Source organism: Eoetvoesiella caeni, assembly GCF_003315175.1.
Classification (GTDB): Bacteria; Pseudomonadota; Gammaproteobacteria; order Burkholderiales; family Burkholderiaceae_B; genus Eoetvoesia; species Eoetvoesia caeni.
In genome coordinates this window covers 373,426-394,261 of sequence record NZ_QNRQ01000001.1, presented here as the reverse complement: position 1 = coordinate 394,261, position 20,836 = coordinate 373,426, and the positions used below count along the sequence as shown (strand labels likewise).

21 protein-coding genes are annotated in these 20,836 nt (G+C 59.6%); 18 read left to right on the top strand and 3 right to left on the bottom strand.

Annotated features, from left to right (window positions below; translation table 11 throughout):
- From orn to DFR37_RS01740, 7 genes are all read left to right on the top strand, one after another.
- Complete coding sequence (gene orn / locus DFR37_RS01770) at positions 1-546, top strand: oligoribonuclease (RefSeq protein ID WP_113931524.1); 546 nt, start codon at positions 1-3, stop codon at positions 544-546.
- A gap of 86 nt (positions 547-632) precedes the next feature.
- Positions 633-1,421 (top strand): 2-(1,2-epoxy-1,2-dihydrophenyl)acetyl-CoA isomerase PaaG, encoded by a 789-nt coding sequence (gene paaG / locus DFR37_RS01765; RefSeq protein WP_113931523.1) that lies wholly within the window; start codon positions 633-635, stop codon positions 1,419-1,421.
- A 1-nt stretch (position 1,422) separates the two neighbouring features.
- Entirely contained in the window at positions 1,423-1,848 is a 426-nt protein-coding gene (gene acpS, locus DFR37_RS01760) for a holo-ACP synthase (protein ID WP_113931522.1), read from the top strand.
- Between the two features lie 79 nt (positions 1,849-1,927).
- A complete protein-coding gene (gene nagZ, locus DFR37_RS01755; protein ID WP_113931521.1) occupies positions 1,928-2,986 on the top strand; it encodes a beta-N-acetylhexosaminidase in 1,059 nt (352 codons plus the stop codon).
- Complete coding sequence (gene uvrC / locus DFR37_RS01750) at positions 2,949-4,772, top strand: excinuclease ABC subunit UvrC (protein WP_113931520.1); 1,824 nt, start codon at positions 2,949-2,951, stop codon at positions 4,770-4,772. The genes nagZ and uvrC overlap by 38 nt, the downstream gene beginning before the upstream one ends.
- A 15-nt stretch (positions 4,773-4,787) precedes the next feature.
- A complete protein-coding gene (pgsA, locus tag DFR37_RS01745) occupies positions 4,788-5,363 on the top strand; it encodes a CDP-diacylglycerol--glycerol-3-phosphate 3-phosphatidyltransferase (RefSeq protein ID WP_113931519.1) in 576 nt (191 codons plus the stop codon).
- A gap of 206 nt (positions 5,364-5,569) precedes the next feature.
- The gene (locus tag DFR37_RS01740; protein ID WP_113931858.1) at positions 5,570-6,862 is read left to right on the top strand and encodes an MFS transporter; all 1,293 of its coding nucleotides are present in this window, start codon (positions 5,570-5,572) and stop codon (positions 6,860-6,862) included.
- A gap of 33 nt (positions 6,863-6,895) precedes the next feature.
- Here the strand turns inward: DFR37_RS01740 and queF are convergent, their stop codons facing one another.
- Positions 6,896-7,714: an NADPH-dependent 7-cyano-7-deazaguanine reductase QueF gene (queF, locus tag DFR37_RS01735; protein WP_113931518.1), complete on the bottom strand. Its 819-nt coding sequence runs from the start codon at positions 7,712-7,714 to the stop codon at positions 6,896-6,898.
- A 330-nt stretch (positions 7,715-8,044) separates the two neighbouring features.
- On the opposite strand from queF, the gene aceA reads away from it, so the two are divergent.
- From aceA to DFR37_RS01685, 10 genes are all read left to right on the top strand, one after another.
- Positions 8,045-9,355 (top strand): isocitrate lyase, encoded by a 1,311-nt coding sequence (aceA, locus tag DFR37_RS01730; protein WP_113931517.1) that lies wholly within the window; start codon positions 8,045-8,047, stop codon positions 9,353-9,355.
- A 171-nt stretch (positions 9,356-9,526) separates the two neighbouring features.
- On the top strand, positions 9,527-10,492 hold the full coding sequence (locus tag DFR37_RS01725; RefSeq protein ID WP_113931516.1) for a P-type ATPase actuator domain-containing protein: 966 nt from the start codon (positions 9,527-9,529) through the stop codon (positions 10,490-10,492).
- Positions 10,492-10,647 carry a cbb3-type cytochrome oxidase assembly protein CcoS gene (ccoS, locus tag DFR37_RS01720; protein WP_113931857.1) on the top strand — a complete coding sequence of 52 codons (156 nt, stop codon included), beginning with the start codon at positions 10,492-10,494 and terminating at the stop codon, positions 10,645-10,647. The genes DFR37_RS01725 and ccoS overlap by 1 nt, the downstream gene beginning before the upstream one ends.
- Positions 10,648-10,717: 70 nt before the next feature.
- Positions 10,718-12,214, top strand: coding sequence for a cytochrome-c oxidase, cbb3-type subunit I (ccoN, locus tag DFR37_RS01715; RefSeq protein ID WP_113931515.1), 1,497 nt, complete (start codon positions 10,718-10,720; stop codon positions 12,212-12,214).
- A gap of 11 nt (positions 12,215-12,225) precedes the next feature.
- Positions 12,226-12,885: a cytochrome-c oxidase, cbb3-type subunit II gene (gene ccoO, locus DFR37_RS01710; protein WP_113931514.1), complete on the top strand. Its 660-nt coding sequence runs from the start codon at positions 12,226-12,228 to the stop codon at positions 12,883-12,885.
- 2 nt (positions 12,886-12,887) lie between these two features.
- Positions 12,888-13,112, top strand: a complete 225-nt coding sequence (locus DFR37_RS23460) for a cbb3-type cytochrome oxidase subunit 3 (protein WP_113931513.1) — start codon at positions 12,888-12,890, stop codon at positions 13,110-13,112.
- A complete protein-coding gene (gene ccoP / locus DFR37_RS01700; RefSeq protein ID WP_113931512.1) occupies positions 13,105-14,022 on the top strand; it encodes a cytochrome-c oxidase, cbb3-type subunit III in 918 nt (305 codons plus the stop codon). The genes DFR37_RS23460 and ccoP overlap by 8 nt, the downstream gene beginning before the upstream one ends.
- 18 nt (positions 14,023-14,040) lie before the next feature.
- Complete coding sequence (ccoG, locus tag DFR37_RS01695) at positions 14,041-15,534, top strand: cytochrome c oxidase accessory protein CcoG (RefSeq protein ID WP_113931511.1); 1,494 nt, start codon at positions 14,041-14,043, stop codon at positions 15,532-15,534.
- Positions 15,535-15,558: 24 nt separating this feature from the next.
- Positions 15,559-15,798, top strand: coding sequence for a FixH family protein (locus DFR37_RS01690; RefSeq protein ID WP_113931510.1), 240 nt, complete (start codon positions 15,559-15,561; stop codon positions 15,796-15,798).
- A gap of 33 nt (positions 15,799-15,831) precedes the next feature.
- Entirely contained in the window at positions 15,832-16,074 is a 243-nt protein-coding gene (locus DFR37_RS01685) for a hypothetical protein (protein ID WP_113931509.1), read from the top strand.
- A gap of 91 nt (positions 16,075-16,165) precedes the next feature.
- On the opposite strand, the gene DFR37_RS01680 is transcribed toward DFR37_RS01685, so the two are convergent.
- Complete coding sequence (locus DFR37_RS01680; RefSeq protein WP_113931508.1) at positions 16,166-16,894, bottom strand: helix-turn-helix domain-containing protein; 729 nt, start codon at positions 16,892-16,894, stop codon at positions 16,166-16,168.
- Positions 16,895-17,010: 116 nt separating this feature from the next.
- Positions 17,011-17,919: a LysR family transcriptional regulator gene (locus tag DFR37_RS01675; RefSeq protein WP_113931507.1), complete on the bottom strand. Its 909-nt coding sequence runs from the start codon at positions 17,917-17,919 to the stop codon at positions 17,011-17,013.
- A 235-nt stretch (positions 17,920-18,154) separates the two neighbouring features.
- On the opposite strand from DFR37_RS01675, the gene clpB reads away from it, so the two are divergent.
- Complete coding sequence (clpB, locus tag DFR37_RS01670) at positions 18,155-20,743, top strand: ATP-dependent chaperone ClpB (protein WP_113931506.1); 2,589 nt, start codon at positions 18,155-18,157, stop codon at positions 20,741-20,743.
- The last annotated feature ends 93 nt before the right edge of the window (positions 20,744-20,836 follow it).

Below are 20,836 nucleotides of genomic sequence, written 5' to 3'. Positions count from 1 at the left end.
ATGGCGGTTAATGATCAGCGTTTGGTTTGGCTCGACCTTGAAATGACAGGGCTGGATCCTGAAAAAGAGCGGATTATCGAGGCGGCAATCGTTGTAACCGAGGCCGACCTTACTTTTGTGGCCGAAGGGCCAGTCATGGTTATACACCAGAGCGACGAGCTGCTCGATGCGATGGACAAGTGGAACACTTCCACCCACGGAAAAAGCGGCTTGACGGACAAGGTCAAGGCCTCGACGATAACCGAGGCCCAGGCCGAGGAAGAGTTGCTGGCTTTTCTGGCGCAACACCTGCCGTCGGGCAAGTCGCCCTTGTGCGGCAACACTGTGGGACAGGACCGCCGCTTCCTGGTCAAATACATGCCCCGCCTGGAAGCCTTCTTCCATTATCGCAATCTTGACGTCAGCACCTTGAAAGAGCTGTCGCTACGCTGGAAGCCCGAGGTATACAAGAGTTTCGTCAAGAAAAGCCGCCATGAGGCGCTGGCCGACATTTATGAGTCGATCGAGGAACTCAAGCATTACCGCGAACACTTCATTAAACTATAAGGCCGGGGCGCCAACGCCCATAACCCTACTTGGCGCATAGCGCGTGCGTGCGCATTTTGCTTGGCTTGCCGGCGAGACAGGACCCTATGACCTACGAAAATATTCAGTTTGAATTGGGCGATGCAATCGCCCGCATTACGCTGAACCGGCCCGACAAGCTCAATAGCTTCACGGCCGACATGCACGAAGAAGTGCGCAGCGCGCTGACCGAAGTCGAAACGCGCGGCGCGCGGGTTTTGGTTCTTACCGGAAACGGGCGCGGGTTTTGCGCCGGACAGGACTTATCGCAGCGCGTGGCCAAAGCCGGCGGCCCCCCGCCGGACCTGGCTGAAAGCATAGAAAAAAACTACGCGCCGCTGGTCAAGCGCTTGCGCAATTTGCCCATGCCAGTGGTGGTTGGCGTCAACGGCGTTGCGGCGGGCGCAGGCGCCAACCTGGCCTTGGCGGGCGACATCGTCATCGCCAAGGCATCGGCCAGTTTCATTCAGCCTTTTTGCCGTCTGGGCCTGCTGCCCGACACCGGCGGAACCTACGCCCTGCCGCGCCTGGTGGGCCCGGCGCGGGCCATGGGACTGGCCTTGCTGGGCGACAAGCTCGGTGCCGAGCAGGCCGCTCAGTGGGGGCTGATCTGGCAGTGCGTGCCCGACGATCAGTTCGACGCCCGGCTCAATGAGTTGGCCGCGCAATTTGCCAGCGCGCCCACCAAAGGCCTGGCGGCCTCGAAACACGCCCTCAATCAAAGTCTGAACAACACACTGAGCGAACAGTTGGACCTGGAGCGCGACTTGATGCGCGAACTCGGCCGCAGCGAGGACTATGCCGAGGGCGTCGCCGCCTTCTTGGCCAAACGCCAGCCAGTATTCAAAGGAAAGTAGTATGGCTTTGGCCGCGTTGCCCGGTTCGGTGGCTGGAATAGGCACGGACATTGTGCGGCTCGAGCGCATCGTCAAAGCCTACGAGCGCCAACAGCTCAAGTTCGCTCAACGGATACTGGGCGAACAAGAGCTTGCAGTATTCCACCAGCGCCTGGCACGCGATGCAAGCCGCGGCATGCGCTACCTGGCTACGCGCTTTGCCGCCAAAGAGGCGTTTTCCAAGGCAATAGGCCTGGGCATGCACAGCCCCATGAGCTGGACGCGCATGCAAGTGCTGAACCAGTCTTCAGGCAAGCCCGAAATCAGCCTCAGCGAGCCCTTGGCCGCATGGTACGCTGGACGCTACGGCGCAGCCCACGTGTCGCTGACCGATGAAAGCGATATTGTGATGGCCTTTGTGGTGCTGGAGTCGCGTCCGCCCGCCTGATGCGCCCAGGGTCTTTGCACAGCGGCCGGCATACGCCTATCCACCAATACATCAATACCTATTTCGCACGGACGATATTATGAGAGTAGACGCATTGCACGCCAGCCAGCCTCCGGGGCCGGTCATGGTGGACATTGAAGGCACCGAACTGACGGCGCACGAGAAACAGCGCTTGCGCCACCCGTTGGTGGGCGGAGTGATCCTGTTTGCCCGCAACTTCGAGAACCGCGCGCAATTGACCGCCTTGTGCCAGGCCATCCATGCCGAGCGCGACGAACCCCTGCTGATTGCCGTCGACCACGAAGGAGGGCGTGTGCAGCGTTTTCGCGAAGACGGTTTTACGCCGCTGCCCGCCATGAATGTGTTCGGTGAAATCTGGATGGACGATTCCCTGGCGGCAATGCGCCTCGCAACGGAAACCGGCTATGTGCTGGGTGCCGAGCTTCGTGCCTGTGGCGTGGACCTTAGCTTTACGCCGGTGCTGGATCTGGATTACGGGGTCAGCAAGGTCATTGGCAATCGCGCTTTTCATCGTGAACCGCAGGTGGTTTCCATGCTGGCCCGCGGCTTGATCCAGGGCTTGATGCTGGCCGGCATGGCTTCTTGCGGCAAGCACTTTCCGGGCCATGGCTGCGTCGAGGCCGACTCGCACCACGAAATTCCGGTCGACACGCGCGAGTTCGACGAAATCATGCAGGAAGATGCGGCCCCTTACGGCTGGCTGGGCGACATGGTGCTGCCTTCAGTCATGCCCGCGCATGTCATTTATTCCAGCGTTGACCCGAACCCGGCGGGATTTTCCCCGTTCTGGATACAAGAGGTGTTGCGCGACAAGCTGGCTTACGACGGCGTGGTGTTTTCCGACGACCTGACCATGGAAGGCGCGACCGTCGCCGGCGATATCCTGGCGCGCGCGCAGGCCGCCCTGGGTGCGGGCTGCGACATGGTTCTGGTCTGCAACCGCCCCGATCTGGCCGACGACCTTTTGAGCCGCTTGCAATTTACGCTTTCATCCGCCTCCGTTAACCGTATCCGCCGCCTGATGCCGCGCCTGCCGGCCCCCGACTGGGCCGAGCTGCAGGGCCTGGGCCGCTATCAATATGCCAGACAGCTTCAATCTCAAATCATTTCTGGCTGAACTGCCGCGCCTGCCCGGCGTGTATCGCCATATCGATGCCGCGGGCGAGGTGCTGTATGTAGGCAAGGCCAGCGACCTCAAGCGGCGGGTTTCGTCCTACTTTCAGAAAACAGGCCATAGTCCGCGCATTACCCATATGGTGGCGCGGGTGGCGCGGGTGGAAGTGACGGTCACGCGTTCTGAAGCCGAAGCGCTGCTGCTTGAAAACAACCTCATTAAAAGCCTGCATCCGCGCTACAACATTCTGTTTCGCGACGACAAGTCCTATCCGTACTTGCAGATTACCGGGCATGCCACGCCGCGCATCGTCTATTACCGGGGCAGCACCAGCGGCAAGGGCCGTTACTTCGGGCCGTTTCCCAATGCCTGGGCCGTACGCGAAACCATACAGATCCTGCAGCGTGTATTTCGTTTGCGCACTTGCGAAGACAGCGTGTTCGCCAATCGATCCCGGCCATGCCTGCTGCATCAGATAGGGCGTTGTTCGGCCCCTTGCGTCGGCCTGGTTTCACCCGAGGACTACCAAGCCGACGTTGAGCGCGCCGTGCGTTTCCTGGACGGGCAGGCCAAGGAGGTTCTGGGCGATATCGAGCGGCGCATGAAGCATGCGTCCGATTCATTGCAGTTCGAGCAGGCTGCCGTTTTGCGCGACCAGATGGGTGCGCTGGCCCGGGTGCTGCAGCAGCAAACCATGGAGCAGATCGGCAACGACGATGTCGACGTGATCGCCATTGCCTCCAGCGGCGGGCGGGTGTGCGTCAACCTGGCCATGGTGCGGGGCGGACGTCATTTGGGCGACAAGCCGTTCTTTCCCACCCACACCAACGGCGATGAAGCCGGCGATGTGCTGGCCGCATTTATCGCCCAGCATTATATGGACAGCGCCATGCCCGCGGTACTGGTCTGTTCGCACGCGCTGCCGGACGCGGGCCTGATGAAGCTGCTGGCAGAGCAGACCGGCGTGAAAGCCCGAGTCTTGACCAAGCCGCAGGGTGTGCGCAGAAGCTGGCTGGAGCAGGCGCAAAAGAACGCCGACATTGCATTGGCCCGCGCGTTGACCGAGTCCGGTGCACGCGTGGCGCGTACCCTGGCGCTGGCTGAAACCCTGGAGCTGGACTCCGACGAGGCGGCCCTGGACGCCATGCATGTCGAATGCTTCGACATCAGCCATACCGCGGGCGAGGCGACGCAGGCTTCCTGCGTGGTTTACAAGCACCATGCCATGCAGCCTTCGCTTTACAGGCGCTATAACATTGCCGGCATTACCCCGGGCGACGATTACGCCGCCATGCGCCAGGTCCTGATGCGTCGTTTTGCCCGGGTGGCCGATGGTCACGCTGAAATGCCGACCATCGCCCTGATCGACGGCGGCAAAGGACAGGTTGAAATGGCCCGGCAGGTTTTTGCCGAGCTGGGCCTGGATATGCGGGCCATTGTCGGGGTGGCCAAAGGCGAAGGGCGCAGGGTGGGACTGGAAACTCTGGTCTTTGCCGACGACAGGCCGCCTGTGGCGCTGGGGGTCGAGTCGGCAGCGCTGATGTTGGTTGCGCAGATACGCGACGAAGCCCATCGGTTTGCCATAACCGGCATGCGGGCTCAGCGCGCCAAGGCGCGCAATGTGTCGCGGCTGGAGCAAATCGAAGGGGTGGGCGCGAAGCGCCGCCAGAAGTTATTGGCGCGTTTTGGCGGATTTACCGGTGTGGTCGATGCCAGCATCGACGATTTGAGGTCGGTGGAGGGAATTTCCGATGAACTGGCCGAGCGAATCTACGAGGCGTTGCGATAGGGTAGTATTGCTGTTATGCCTATAAATGTACCTATTATCCTGACATGGCTGAGAATCGCCATGATTCCGCTGCTGGTGGCGCTTTTTTATGTGCCTGACAGCTGGTTGTCAGCTTCCATGCGCGACACTATCGCTGCATTGGCATTTATATTCGCGGCTTTGACGGATTGGTTCGACGGCTGGCTGGCGCGGCGCTGGAACCAGACCTCGTCGTTCGGCGCCTTTCTAGATCCCGTGGCCGACAAGCTGATGGTATGTGCGGCTTTGCTGGTGCTGCTTGACCTGAACCGGGTCGACTCATTCATTGCCCTGATCATCATCGGACGCGAGATCACTATTTCGGCCCTGCGCGAATGGATGGCCAAAATAGGCGCTAGCGGCAGCGTGGCGGTTCATTGGCTGGGCAAATTCAAAACGGCAGCGCAGATGATTGCAATTCCGTGCCTGTTGTACTGGCACCCTTTGTACGGCGTCAGCACGCAAGCGCTGGGCCAATGGCTGATTATCGTGGCCGCCGTCCTGACCGTCTGGTCCATGTGCTACTACCTGCGCCGGGCCTGGCCCGAAATCCGGGACCGATCAGGGCATTAAGCGGCCGGTGTAGAAGGTGTTTTGCCGCCGGGCCGCCCCAAGGCAAAAAGCACCCCCTCGGGGGGCAGCGAACCGCGTAGCGGTGAAGCGTGGGGGCATTTTTTTGCCGCCGGGCCGCCCCAAGGCAAAAAGCGCCCCCTCGGGGGGCAGCAAGTCGCGTAGCGGTGCAGCGTGGGGGCATTTTTCTATTTTTTATCGTTTGCATCATGACAGCCACAACTCTAGACCAGTTTCCCGATAGTCCCGCCATCTTGCGCCAGGATTGGAAAATCATCAGCCTGATAGGCGCGGCGCACTCTTGCTCGCATTTTTTCCAACTGCTGCTGCCTACTTTGTTCCTGTCGCTGGCCAATGAATTCGGCTACAGCTTCAGCGAACTGGGTTTGCTGGCATCGGTCTTTTATCTGGTGTCCAGCTTTGGGCAGGCATCGTCCGGTTTTGTCGTCGACCGCGTCGGACCGACGCCAGTGTTGCGGTTCGGCCTGGCGTGTTTTGTCGCGGCGGGGGTGTTGATCGGCCTGTCCAATGGCTATGCCATGCTTTTGCTGGCGGCATTTATCGGCGGTGCCGGCAATTCGGTATTCCACCCTGTAGACTATTCCATCATCAACCACCGCATCAGCGCGCCGCGGCTGGGGCACGCCTACAGCACGCATGGCCTGACGGGCAACCTGGGCTGGGCGTTGACGCCGGTCTTCATGACCACCATCATCCACCTGGCCGATTGGCGCGTGGCGACATTCAGCGCAGCGGGCCTGGTGGCCATCGTGCTGTTGTTTGTCTGGCTGGGCCGCCATCTTTTGTCGGGCCGCAACGAGGCACAGCCTTCCGCCGTGCCAGCCGCCAAAGAGCAGCAACAGGAACCGACCGTTTCGCTGGCCGAGCAGACCGTGGGCCAGACCCTGGCGACCTTGCTCAGGCAGCCGGCCCTGTGGGGCGCATTTTTCTTCTTCGTATGTACTTCAATCGCGTTGTCGGCGGTTCAGAACTACACCATTCCCATGCTGGGCGACGTCTATGGCATCGACAAAGTCCTGGCCGGCTCGACCTTGTCCGGCTATATGGTGGCATCGGCGGTAGGCATGCTGGCAGGCGGCTTCTTGGTCAGCGCCACACCCAAGACCGAGCTGACGGTTGCCGCTTCGCTTGTCATGGCGGGTGTATTCCTGGTGGTGCTGGCCTTGGGGGTATTGCCGCCGACCTGGGCCATGCTCCTGGTCGGCCTGGCCGGTTTCAGCGCCGGCGTGGCCACGCCTTCGCGCGATATGCTGATTCGGCGCGTGACGCCCAAGGGCGCAACAGGCACTGTTTACGGACTCGTCTATTCGGGCATGGACGTCGGTTCTTCGCTGGGGCCGGTGGGCTTCGGCCTGATGCTTGACGCGGGCCTGAGCCAGGGCCCGTGGGTGGGCGCGGCGGTGGCGTTCGTCGTGGCGGCCTTAGCCGCCATGATGGTGGCCAGGTCGGTGGCAAATCGTCCGGCCATGGCCGCGGCCTGACAGCGCAATTGTGCTCGCGGCCGTCGGCCCGCTTTATTGCCTTGGCGTACGCGCCTGTTCTACAGAGACGGGTTCGCTGCTGCGCCAAGGATTGATATCCAGGCCGCCGCGCCGGGTATAGCGGGCATAAACGCATAGCGCGACGGGCTTGCAGGCCTGCCAGATATCGCAATACATCTTTTCTACGCAGTGCTCATGGAACTCATCGTGCTGGCGCAAAGAAACGATATAGGCCAGCAGGGCCTCGCGGTCGATGCGCGGGCCTGTGTAGCGGATCTGTACGCTGCCCCAGTCGGGCTGGCCGGTGACCGGACAGTTGGACTTCAAAAGATCGGAAGTCAGGGTTTCGCTGACGACTTGCGCCTGGTCCACGCAGCGCAATAATTCGGGCGCCGGCCGATAGGCCGTAATTTCTATGTCGGCGTCGTCGATATTTTCGCCTTCCAGCGGTGTGCACTCCACACGAGTATTCACGGGCTCGAACTCAATCTCTATTTCAGCCCCCGCGGCGCGGCTCAGGTCGCGCCGCATAATATCCAGCACAGCCGGTGCGCCGGGATAGCGTTCTTCGTTGAAAGAGTTCAGATACAGCTTGAACGACTTGGACTCGATCAAGTTGGGCGTCGACTGTGGAAATATGAAGCGCGCCATTGCAATCATGGGCTTGCCTTTCTGGTTAAGCCACGAAATCTCATAGCCGTGCCAGATGTCCGCACCGATCCAGTCGGGCATGTGCGGCAACGCGTGCCGGTTCGTGGCGCGCGCAATCGGAAACAACAGGCTTGCATCGTATTTTTGCGGGTAGGCCACCTCGTGGCCAAGCGGGGCATCCGCCAATTTGGGGTCAAACATGGGTTGTGTATCCAGGACAGCTATCAATATGCCTCTTATTGTACCGCCCCGCTTTCCGGCTTTTCATATTGTGAAATAGGCGTTGCGCAATATAAAAAACGAATGCTGTGTCGCGTTATTCTTATTTTCACAACGGGGAAAATCATTTCGTATTATGAAAGAAAATTAGCAACCTACTGATTTATATGACAAATATAATTGGTCTTATATAAGACATAAGTCTACTGTGCGACGCAACAAAAGCTTAGAATTTTTCTCATGGGTTCCAGGCTTTGACAATAGATTCCAGCTTTTATTTCTCTTTGTTTTTAATATTTAAGGAGCAGCACCATGAGCACACGCGAAACCGAGATCCGCAATCTGCAAAAAGATTGGGCCGAAAATCCCCGCTGGCAAGGCATCAAACGCGGCTATGGCGCCGAAGAAGTCGTTCGTTTGCGCGGTTCTGTCGTGGCCGAACATACTCTGGCCCGCCGCGGCTCCGAGAGGTTGTGGAGCCTGCTGCATTCCGAGCCTTTTGTGAACTCGCTGGGCGCACTGACCGGCAACCAGGCCATGCAGCAAGTCAAGGCCGGCCTGAAGGCGGTTTACTTGTCGGGTTGGCAAGTCGCGGGCGACGCCAACGGCGCGGGCGAAATGTACCCTGACCAGTCTTTGTACCCCGCCAATTCCGTGCCGCAGGTGGTACGCCGCATCAACAATGCCTTGACGCGCTGCGACCAGATCCAGTGGATGGAAGGCAAGAACCCGGGCGACGAAGGCTATATCGACTATTTCGCTCCTATCGTGGCCGATGCCGAAGCCGGTTTTGGCGGCGTGCTGAATGCTTTCGAGTTGATGAAAGCCATGATCGAAGCGGGCGCCAGCGGCGTTCATTTTGAAGATCAGTTGGCTTCGGTGAAAAAATGCGGCCATATGGGCGGCAAGGTGCTGGTGCCTACACGCGAAGCCGTGGCCAAGCTGGTTTCGGCCCGTCTTGCCGCCGACGTTCTGGGTGTGCCGACCTTGTTGCTGGCGCGTACCGATGCCGATGCAGCCGACCTGATCACCAGCAATATCGACGAGAACGATCACCCCTTCATCACCGGCGAACGCACGGTCGAAGGTTTCTTCCGCACCCGTCCGGGTCTGGAACAGGGAATTTCGCGCGGCCTGGCGTATGCGCCTTACGCCGATTTGCTGTGGTGTGAGACGTCCACGCCCAATCTGGAATACGCACGCCAGTTTGCCGAGGCCATTCACCGCCGCTTCCCCGGCAAGATGCTGGCTTACAACTGCTCGCCGTCGTTCAACTGGAAAAAGAACCTGGACGATGCAACCATTGCCAAATTCCAGCGCGAGCTGGGCGCCATGGGCTATAAGTTCCAGTTCATTACGCTGGCCGGCTTCCATGCTTTGAACTACGGCATGTTCGATTTGGCGCACGGCTATGCACGCAATCAAATGAGCGCTTTTGTCGAACTGCAACAGAAAGAGTTCGCCGCGGCTGATCTGGGCTTTACCGCGGTCAAGCACCAACGCGAAGTCGGCACCGGGTATTTCGACGCGGTAACGCAAGTGATCGAAGGCGGCCAGTCATCCACCACAGCACTGAGCGGATCGACTGAAGAGGCCCAATTTCACGCCGCCGAAGCTGTTTAATCCATGACCTGTGCGCCGGCTTCCGGCGCGTGTGGCAGCAAAAAGGGCGCTTCGGCGCCCTTTTTGCGTACGGTGTGCGAGCGGCCGGCCTATGCCCGTGCCGCCATGCGGCGCCCGATGTTTGATTTTGATCAAGGCTTGTCGCGCAATACATCGCTATAGTGCGAAGCTATGCGCGCATTCTCATTATTCTCGCCGGTTGAAGGTCTTCCAGACGACGAACGAAAAAGACGCCGTCGTATGCTGGCGCGGCTGGGCCTGGCGTGGTTGGCCATGATGCAAGTCATGATGTTTGCATTTCCGGGGTATTTGCGCAGCAGTCCCATGTCCGCCGACGAAGTCTCGCTGCTGGACGAAGCCATTTTCCTCATGAACTGGTGCAGCCTGGTGCTGACGGTGCCGGTGGTGCTGTATTGCGCCTGGCCGGTCTGGCAGGGCGCGCTAAGCCGCCTGCGCCTGGTGCACGTGGGTATGGACGTGCCGGTTGCCCTGGGTATTGTGGCGGCCTTTGTGCCCAGCGCCGTTGCGACCTGGACCGGGCAAGGAGAAGTGTATTTCGACTCTGTCACGATGTTCGTCGCATTTCTTCTTACCGCCCGCTATCTCGAACTTTGCGCCCGCCAGGCGATCGGCGTCGGCGGCTTGCATCGCATCATCGAGCAATATCGCCTGGTGTTGTCGGCCCGCGCCGACCGCATTGCCGTCTGGTTCACCCTGGGACAGCTGATGCTGGCGTTTGCCGCCGGCGCTGCCTGGTCAGCCATCGAGCCGTCCCACGCCATCGGCGTCATGGTGGCCTTGCTTGTCATCAGCTGTCCTTGCGCGATGGCCATGGCGGTTCCCACGGCGGTGGCTGCCGCACATGCAAGCGTTATCGAGCAGCCGGGCTTGAGCCAGGCGCAATTGCAGCGGCTGGTGCAGGCCACCGGCAAGATTTCGCAACAGAACCTCTATGGCTCCATGGCCTGGCATTTTCTGATGACGCCCTTGGCGGCGCTGGGATGGGTGCAGCCTTGGCTGGCAGCCGTCACCATGCTGTTGTCGTCGTTGGCCGTGGCGGCCAATTCCTGGCGCTTATACCGCGGCCAAAGCCGGGCGCTGGCCATGCCATGGCGGGCGGCGGCCGAGAGCGCCTGATGGAAATATTGTATTTGCTGCTGCCTGTCTCCCTGGTTTTCGTGATTGGGATAGGCGTGGCGTTTTGGTGGGCCATTTTCGCGGGCCAGTTCGACGATGCCGACGCGGCAGCCAGGTCGATACTGGAAGACGACGATGCGCCGCCACCGGCCTAGGTTGTACAGGGCCGCGGGCTGGCGGCTGAAGAATTCAAGCAGTCTTATTTGTTAGTTTGAGAGGATACTCATGGGCAATTCCGGTACGCTGGGAAAAAAGGCCGAAACCTTTAATTATGGGGTGGTCAGGCAGTTCACCATCATGACCATATTCTGGGGCGTCGTCGGTATGGCGGTAGGGGTCTTGATTGCATCGCAATTGATCTGGCCCGAATTGAATTTCAATATTCCATGGCTCAGCTATGGCCGCCTGCGCCCGGTACACACCAACACCGTGATCTTCGCTTTTGGCGGCACGGCCTTGTTCGCCACCTCGTATTATGTGGTGCAGCGAACTTGCCAGGCCCGGCTGTTCAGCGACAAACTGGCGGCCTTCACATTCTGGGGCTGGCAGTTGTCGTTGTTTTTGGGTTTTGTCACCTTGCCCATGGGTTATACCAGCACCAAGGAATACGCCGAATACGAATGGCCCATCGATATCCTCATCACCCTTGTGTGGGTGGCGTATGCCGTGGTGTTCTTCGGCACGATAGCCAAGCGGCGGGTCAAGCATATTTATGTGGCCAACTGGTTTTTCGGGTCTTATATCGTCACGATCGCGGTGCTGCATATCTTCAATAACCTGGCATTGCCGGTGTCGCTCTGGAAGTCGTATTCGGCCTACGCAGGCGTGCAGGACGCCATGGTGCAGTGGTGGTACGGCCATAACGCCGTGGGCTTTTTCCTGACCACCAGTTTTCTGGGCATGATGTACTACTTCGTGCCCAAGCAGGCCGATCGCCCGATTTATTCGTATCGCCTGTCCATTGTGCACTTCTGGGCGCTGGCCTTTACCTATATGTGGGCCGGGCCGCACCATTTGCACTATACGTCGCTGCCCGACTGGACCCAAGCCCTGGGCATGGCGTTCTCGCTGATTCTTCTTGCGCCTTCGTGGGGCGGCATGATCAACGGCATCATGACGCTGTCCGGCGCGTGGTACAAGCTGCGCACCGATCCGATACTCAAGTTCCTGGTAACGGCGCTGTCCTTTTACGGCATGGCCACCTTCGAAGGCTCGATGATGTCCATCCGCACGGTCAACGCGCTGTCGCACTATACCGACTGGACTGTGGGGCACGTGCACGTAGGAGCCCTGGGATGGGTGGCGATGATTACCTTTGGCTCGTTCTACTACATGATTCCGCGCCTGTACGGACGCACGACCATGGCCAGCATGAAGATGGTTGACGTGCATTTCTGGCTGGCCACCATTGGCGTCGTGCTGTATATCTCGTCGATGTGGGTGGCAGGCGTCATGCAGGGGCTGATGTGGCGCGCGACCGGCGACGACGGCACGCTGACGTACAGCTTCGTCGAAAGCGTGAAAGCCACTTATCCCCTTTACACCATCCGCATGATAGGCGGGCTGTTCTTCCTGGGCGGCATGTGCCTGATGGCCTGGAACACCTGGAAGACCATCAAGGGTCAGGTCAAGGTGGACCCCGTGATTTACCTGTATAACCCGGACAGCACGGAACCCGCGCTGGTCGGCCCGGCATCGCCCGCGGCAGCGGCATCGGCTTAAAGGAGAGCTCTATGTCCAATCAGAAAAAGCAGAGCTTCAGCCATGACAAAATCGAAACCAACGTCGGCTTGCTCATCGTCCTCAGCATTGTCGTCATTCTGTTCGCCGGGCTGGCGCAAATCGTGCCGCTGTATTTCCAGCACTCGACCACGGCGCCGGTAGAGGGCGCAAGGCCCTACGAAGCCTTGCACTTGGTAGGGCGCGATATCTACATTCGCGAAGGCTGCGTAGGCTGCCATTCGCAGCAGATCCGCATGCTGCAGTCTGAAGTGCAGCGCTACGGCCCGTATTCGCTATCCGGCGAGTTCGTGTACGACCGTCCGTTCTTGTGGGGCTCCAAGCGCACCGGGCCGGACCTGGCGCGGGTCGGCCAGCGTTATTCCGACGATTGGCATCGCGTGCATTTGCGCAATCCGCGCGATGTCGTGAAAGAGTCGAACATGCCCGCCTATCCATGGCTGCAGAACAACACGGTAGAGGGCAGCGATGTTCAGGACCGAATGAATGTCCTACGCACACTGGGGGTGCCTTACACCGACGAGGAAATTGCCAAGGCGCCCGCACAGCTGGCCGGCAAGACCGAAGAAGACGCCCTGGTGGCGTACCTGCAAGGACTAGGCGTGGCAACCCGCGCCGCGGCCCAGCAGGCCGTGACGGAAGGGAGGCGGTAGTCATGGGCGTGCTCAATGGCATCATAACGGCCGTCGCCCTGGTCACGTTCATCGGCATCGTATGGTGGGCGTACTCGCGGGGGCGGGCCAAGGACAATACCGAAGCCTCTCTTTTGCCGTTCGCCTTGCCGGACGAAGATGAGAGCGGCAAGGGAGAAGAAGGCGGCGAAGACGATTCGTCCGGCCCAAGCATGAACGACAAGAAACAAGGGGATACTCATGAGTGATTTTGTGAGCGGCTTTTGGAGCTATTACATCTCCGCCATTGCCCTGGGCGGGATAGCGTTCTGCCTGTGGCTGATCTATACGCAGCGCGCATGGCTCAAAAAAGAGGTCAAGCAAACCGAAGAAACCGGCCATGTATGGGATGGCGATCTGTCCGAACTGAACAATCCTGTGCCGCGTTGGTGGACGGTGTTTTACGTGGGGCTTTGTATATTTGCCCTGGGCTATCTGGTGCTTTATCCGGGCCTGGGCACTTATAAGGGCGTGCTCGAGTACACCACGGCGCAGTCGGTGCAGGATGCACAGGTAGAGCTGAACGACAGGATCAAGCCGGTGTACCAGCGTTATGCCGGCATGGAAATTACCGAGGTGGCCCATGACGAGCAAGCGCGTGAAATCGGGCAGCGTCTTTTCCTGAACAATTGTGCGCAGTGCCATGGTTCGGACGCGCGCGGCGGACCGAGCTTTCCCAACTTGACCGATCATGACTGGCTGTATGGCGGCGAGCCGGCGCAGATCATGCAGTCCATCACCAAGGGTCGCCATGGTGTCATGCCGGCCTGGAAGGCGCAGATCAAGCCAGGCGAAGCCGCCGATATTGCGCAGTACGTGCGTTCTTTGTCGGGCCTGGCCAGCGATGCCCTGCGCGTCGTGCCCGGCAAGCGCGGTTTCGATACTTTCTGCGTAGCGTGCCACGGCGCGGAAGGCAAGGGCAATACGGCATTGGGCGCGCCCAATCTAACCGACGGCGTATGGCTTTACGGCAGTTCTGAAGCAAGCATCGTCGATACGATCCTGAACGGGCGCAATAACCAGATGCCGGCTCAAGAAGCGCATCTGACGGCCGACCAGATCCGTATGCTGACCGCCTGGGTGTGGGGATTGTCCAATCCGGATCCCGCGGCGAAATAAAGCCAAGGAGCAAGCAGCATGAGCGACCGTCCGCCCGATAGTCCGAAGCAAGCCGCTGTGCCGGGATGGCAGCCGCCCAGGGTTACAAAGGCTGCCATGGGCGGAGCCTCGCCCCAGGTCGAAGTTGCACTGGCCGACGTACGCAGCAAGATATATCCGCGCTCGGTTGCGGGTGTGTTTGCGCGCTGGCGAATCGCCATGGTGTACATCACGCAAATCATTTTTTACGGTTTGCCATGGTTGCAATGGAGCGGCAGGCAAGGCGTTTTATTCGATCTGGGTGCGCGCAAGTTCTATATTTTCGGCATGGTGCTGTGGCCGCAAGATGTGGTGTATCTGGCTGTTTTGCTGGCCGTTTCAGCGTTTGCGTTGTTTTTGTTTACCGCAATGGCGGGACGCCTGTTCTGCGGCTATGCCTGCCCGCAAACCGTATATACCGAAATCTTCATGTGGGTAGAGCGCAAGATCGAAGGCGACCGCCTTGCGCGCATCCGGCTCGATGAAAGCCCCTGGAATCTGCGCAAGCTGCGGCTTAAAGCAGCCAAGCATTTCGTCTGGATCGTGATTGCCTTCTGGACGGGCTTTACTTTTATTGGCTACTTTGCCCCCATTCGCGAATTGGGGGCAGGGCTGCTGGCAATGTCGCTGGGGCCCTGGCAATGGTTCTGGATGCTTTTCTACGCGTTCGCCACCTGGGGCAACGCCGGCTTCATGCGCGAGGCCGTGTGCAAATACATGTGCCCTTATGCGCGCTTTCAAAGCGTGATGGTCGACGACGATACCTTCGTGGTCACCTACGACCATGTGCGCGGCGAGCCGCGCGGCGGGCGTTCGCGGCGCGTCGACCATAAAGAGGCCGGCATGGGCGATTGCGTGGACTGCAGCCTGTGCGTGCAGGTTTGCCCCACCGGCATCGACATCCGCGACGGCTTGCAGTATATGTGCATAGGATGCGGCGCTTGCGTCGACGCCTGCGACCAGGTCATGGACAAAATGCATTACGACCGCGGGCTTATCCGCTATACCTCGGGCAAGGCCATTACCGAGCGTTTAAGCCAAAGCCAGGCGCGCAAGCGCCTTTTCCGGCCCAGGGTGCTGGCCTATCTTGCCGTACTGGGCGTCATCGTCGTCGGCTTTGCCATTGCGCTGGCTATGCGCACGACCTTGCGGATTGATGTGATTCGCGATCGCGGTGCGCTGGGGCGCGAAGTGGCGGGCGGACAGATCGAAAACGTCTACCGCTTGCAAATCATCAATACCAGCGAAGTTCCGCTTGAAATCAAGCTTAGCGCCAGCGGCCTGTCCGAGCTCTCCATCGTGACCGCCGACCATGGTTCGGAATACGTGCACGTAGAAGGTTCGTCCAACCGGCTGGTTCCGGTCGTGGTCAGGGCTCCGGCGTCGGACATGACGCCCGGAGTGCACGAGATCAGTCTGCTGGCGGTGGCCAGATCGTCCGACGGCAGCGAAACCTCGGTCGCTGAAAAATCGAGTTTTTTCGTGCCTCGCTAATATTCAAGGTTTAGGAAGAATTTTATGTCGAACACATATTCCGGTAGTGGCGCCCAGGCCGAGGCCGCGGCCAGGCCCTGGTGGCGCCAGCTTTGGCCATGGCTGCTTATCGCCGGTCCGGCCGTGACCATGGTGGGCTGCATCATTACGATAATCTTGGCGGTACAGAATTTTGGCGACCAGGCCATGACCGACGGCGCGGTCAAGCGTGGCCTTAAAGTAGAGCGGGCGGCGGCACCCATGGACCAGGGTTCCAAAAAATAACCCGGCAATGACGGATAAAGGACAAATTTTCTTATGAACTGGCGCTCGTTGATGTGGACTTTATGGCCGTCGTTTCTGGTAGGAGCTGCAACCAGTGCGACGGTTTTTGCCATGGTCGATCCACTGGACCTGGTGTTGTTCGGCGCTGTGCAGCTTAGCCGCCAGGCTGTCTATGCGGGAGGGTTTTTTTTGTTTTGGCTGATGGCCGCGCTTTCAAGCGCGCTTAGCCTTTTCATGGCACCACCGGCGCGCACTGAAGAACCCGACGACTTCTAGGGTAGCTCTGAATAAGTCGAGCGGTTAGCAGTCCGCCCGAGTCCGCAGATGCATGCGCCGCGGTGACTTGTTCAGGGCTTCCCCAGCTGTATCAGCCGCAATCGGTGCCGGCCAGGTCCCGCAGGGCTTGCATGTCCAGCAGCTGGACATCGCGCTGGCGCACACGCAGCAGGTTTTCGCGCGCAAAACGCGAAAACAGGCGGCTTACGGTTTCCAGGGTAAGGCCAAGATAATTGCCGATTTCTTCGCGGCTCATTCTTAGGACGAATTCCGAGGGCGAATAGCCCAGTACCGCAAGGCGTTGCGAAATACTGAGCAAAAAGCCGGCCAGGCGTTGTTCGGAGCGCAATACCCCCAAGGACATGACCAATTGCTGCGAGCGCTTGATCTCGTTGCTGGTAAGGCGCCTGAGCTGATATTGCAAAGCGGGGACCTGGGCGGTAATGCGGTCCATATCGTCGATGGGGGCGACGCAGACCTCGGTGTCTTCAAGGGCAATGGCGGTGGATAGCTGGGATTCTTCCAGGAAGCCGTCAAGGCCGACGAGTTCTCCGGCCAACAGAAAACCGGTAATTTGAACCAAGCCGGCGGAATCCACCAGTTGCGTCTTGATCGAGCCGGAACGGATGCCATAGATGGCATCGGCTACGTCGCCCTGGTGAAACAGGGCTTTTCCTTTGGGTATCCGGATACGTTCGTTTACAACTTCATCCAGATGAAAGACTTCGTTTTGCTCTATGCCGATAGGTAGGCAAAGGGTACTGAGCATGCATGCCGAACAACGCATTGATTCGGGTGTAAGCAAAATTTTTTTTGGCATACGCATCCTACGGAACTTCCGAAAGCCAACACTTCCATCGGCTGTTTGGGGCTCCAGTTGAACGGCCATTGTACCTTGTTTGGCTTAAGGAATTTGTCAGAGAAGCTTACAGACGCTTAATGACTTTCCCAGTACTCGGCTTGTGCGTAGGTTGTTTTGAGCAGGTCAAGAAATGCGCGAACGCGAAGAGGCAGATGCTTGCGCTCGGTCAGCATCGCGAAAATGCCGTTGGGCGGCGCGGCGTATTCGTCCAGGACGGTTACAAGCCGGCCTACTTCGAGATCTTCGCGAACCTCCCAGAGGGAGCGCCAGGCCAGGCCGCAGCCCGCCAGGGTCCAGTCATGCAAGACTGAGCCATCGCTGCAGCTCAGGCTGCCCTTGACGCGTACGGCTCGCAACTGTTCGTCCTGCTTGAGCAGCCAGCCTTTGGACTGGTTGCCTTGAGGACCAAACGAAAGGCAATTGTGCAAAGCCAGGTCCTGGGGCGAATTGGGCCGTCCGAACTGGGCAAGGTACGCCGGCGACGCCACGATGACGCGTCGATTGTCCGCCAGACGCACACCGATGATCTGGGAGTCGTCCAGGTCGCCAATGCGGATGGCGCAGTCGTAGCGCTCTTCAATAAGGTCTACCAGCCTGTCGCTGAGGTCGAGGGTTACGCTTACGTGAGGGTGGGCGGCAAGAAAGCGCGGCAGCAGGGGCGCCACATGGCGCCGGCCGAAGCCCGCCGGCGCGCTGATGCGTAGATGGCCACTGGGCTGGGCGCTGCCCTGGCTGATGCGGGTCTCGACTTCGGCAAGGTCGCGCAAGATGCGTTGGGCCTCTTCGAGCAGTGCTTCGCCTTCGGCCGTCAGCGACAGGCGCCGGGTCGAGCGTACCAGCAGCTTGATGCCCAGCCGGGACTCCAGCGCGCTGATGCGCCGCCCCATCATGGCCGGAGCCACGCCTTCAATGCGTGCCGCGGCCGACAGGCTGCCTAGCGTGGCGGCGGCAATAAAGCTTTCCAGCTGTTTGAATTTATTCATGATTGAACGCGAGTCGAGCCGAAGCGCAAGCCTCGTCCCTGAGGCCGAGGTGGAACAAGAAGCACGGCCTCTATTGTGCCCTAAGCGGCTGGGCGGCGGAAAGGAGTAAAGTAGGCGAGGGAGGCGCCGCCGCGCCGTTCTTCGGGCGGTTTGCATTTCACATCTTGAAATCCGGGGAATTGACCGCAACTATGGTTCATTCGGGCCAAAGCCCTCAATCTTAAATGACACGACTATGCGATTCGATAAACTAACCACGAAATTCCAGCAGGCGATTGCCGATGCGCAAAGTCTGGCTGTAAAGCACGATAATCCTTATATCGAGCCTGTGCATGTCCTGGCGGCTTTGCTGGCCGATTCCGATAGCGGTACCAGCAGCCTGCTGGCGCGCGCCGGCGTTGCCGTAAGCCGGCTTGGGCCCGCGCTTAATTCGGCCATCGAGCGTCTAAGCCAGGTCCAAGGCGCCGAAGGCAACATCCAGGCCAGCCGCGAACTGCAAACGGCTTTGACGCGTACCGACAAAGAGGCGTCCAATCGCGGCGATACCTATATTGCCAGCGAGCTGTTCTTATTGGCGCTGGCCGACGACAAAGGCGAAGCCGGAACCATATTGCGCGAGGCCGGCCTGCAACGCAAGGCGCTTGAGGCGGCCATCGACGCCGTCCGCGGCGGAGCATCGGTTTCCGATGCCGAAGGCGAATCCAACCGCGAGGCGCTCTCCAAGTACACCACCGATCTTACCGAACTTGCCCGCCGTGGCAAGCTGGATCCGGTCATCGGGCGCGACGACGAAATTCGCCGCACCATCCAGATCTTGCAGCGCCGCAGCAAGAACAACCCCGTGCTTATCGGCGAGCCCGGCGTGGGCAAGACCGCCATCGCCGAAGGCTTGGCGCAACGCATCGTCAACAATGAAGTGCCCGAAACCCTCAAGGGCAAGCGGGTGCTGGCGCTGGACCTGGCATCGTTGGTGGCCGGCGCCAAGTTCCGCGGCGAGTTCGAAGAACGCCTAAAGGCCGTGCTGAAGGAACTGGCGCAAGACGAAGGCGGCATTATCGTCTTCATCGATGAGCTGCACACCATGGTGGGCGCGGGCAAGGCCGAAGGTTCAATGGACGCCGGCAATATGCTCAAGCCGGCCCTGTCGCGCGGCGAGTTGCATTGCATTGGCGCCACCACGCTGGACGAGTACCGCAAATACATTGAAAAGGACGCGGCTCTGGAGCGCCGTTTTCAGAAAGTGCTGGTCAATGAACCCGATGTGGAATCGACCATCGCCATTTTGCGCGGCTTGCAAGAGCGCTACGAATTGCATCACGGCGTGGCTATCACCGACCCGGCCATCGTCGCCGCGGCCGAGTTGTCCCATCGCTATATTACCGACCGCTTTTTGCCCGACAAGGCCATCGATCTCATCGACGAGGCTGCGGCGCGCATACGCATGGAAATCGACTCCAAGCCCGAGGTCATGGACAAGCTCGACCGGCGCATCATTCAGTTGAAGATCGAGCGCGAGGCCGTCAAGAAAGAATCCGACGAGGCATCGCTGCGCCGCCTCAAGGCCATTGAAGACGAGCTGGAACAACAGCAGCGCGAGTACAACGACTACGAGGAAATCTGGAAGGCCGAGAAAGCGGCCGTACAGGGTTCGCAGTCCATCAAGGAAGAGATCGAACGCACCCGGGCCGAGATGGCCGAACTGCAGCGTAAAGGCCAGTTCGACAAATTGGCCGAGCTGCAATACAGCAAGCTGCCCGAACTGGAAGGGCGCCTCAAGTCGGCCGAAGCCAACAAGGGCGAAGCCAACGGCAAGCCGCATTTGCTGCGCACCGAGGTGGGTGCTGAAGAAATCGCCGAAGTCGTGGCTCGCGCCACCGGCATTCCTGTGGCCAAGATGATGCAGGGCGAACGAGCCAAACTGCTGGGCATGGAAGAACATCTGCACGAGCGCGTCGTGGGGCAGGATGAAGCCGTGCGCCTGGTGTCCGACGCCATCCGCCGTTCACGTGCGGGCTTGTCGGACCCTTCGCGTCCATACGGTTCATTCTTGTTTCTTGGGCCCACCGGTGTCGGCAAGACCGAACTGACCAAGGCGCTGGCCAATTTCCTGTTCGATTCCGAAGAGCACCTCATACGCATCGACATGAGCGAATTCATGGAGAAGCATTCCGTGGCGCGCCTGATCGGGGCGCCTCCGGGCTATGTCGGCTACGAAGAGGGCGGCTATTTGACCGAAGCGGTACGGCGTAAACCGTATAGCGTCATCTTGCTTGACGAAATTGAAAAAGCGCATCCCGATGTGTTCAATGTATTGCTGCAAGTCCTGGACGACGGCCGGCTTACCGATGGCCAGGGCCGCACGGTGGACTTTCGCAATACGGTTGTCGTCATGACCTCCAACCTGGGCTCGCAGCACATCCAGAGCATGGTCGGCCAGCCTTACGATGTCATCAAGGAAGTCATCTGGGACGAACTTAAAACGGCGTTCCGCCCCGAGTTCCTGAACCGCATCGATGAGGTGGTCGTTTTCCATGCGCTGGAAGCCAAGCACATCGAGTCCATTGCCCGCATTCAGCTGCAACGCCTGGCCGCGCGCATGGCGCAGCAGGAAATGCGCCTGGAGGTATCGGAAGAGGCCGTCGCGCAGCTGGCGCGTACCGGGTTCGATCCGGTGTTTGGAGCGCGTCCGCTGAAACGGGCCATCCAGCAGAACATCGAGAACCCCGTTTCCCGGCTTATTCTGGAAGGCAAGTTCGGGCCCAGGGACGTGGTGCCGGTAGATTGGAAAAACGATAAATTCGTTTTCTCTAGAACCCTGCAATAAGCCACGGCGCTGAAAGCGGGAAAGTGAAGAAGGCGGGGATGCCGGGCATCCACCGCCTTTTTCATTTACGCGCCAACCCTGGTCGGGCGCGGC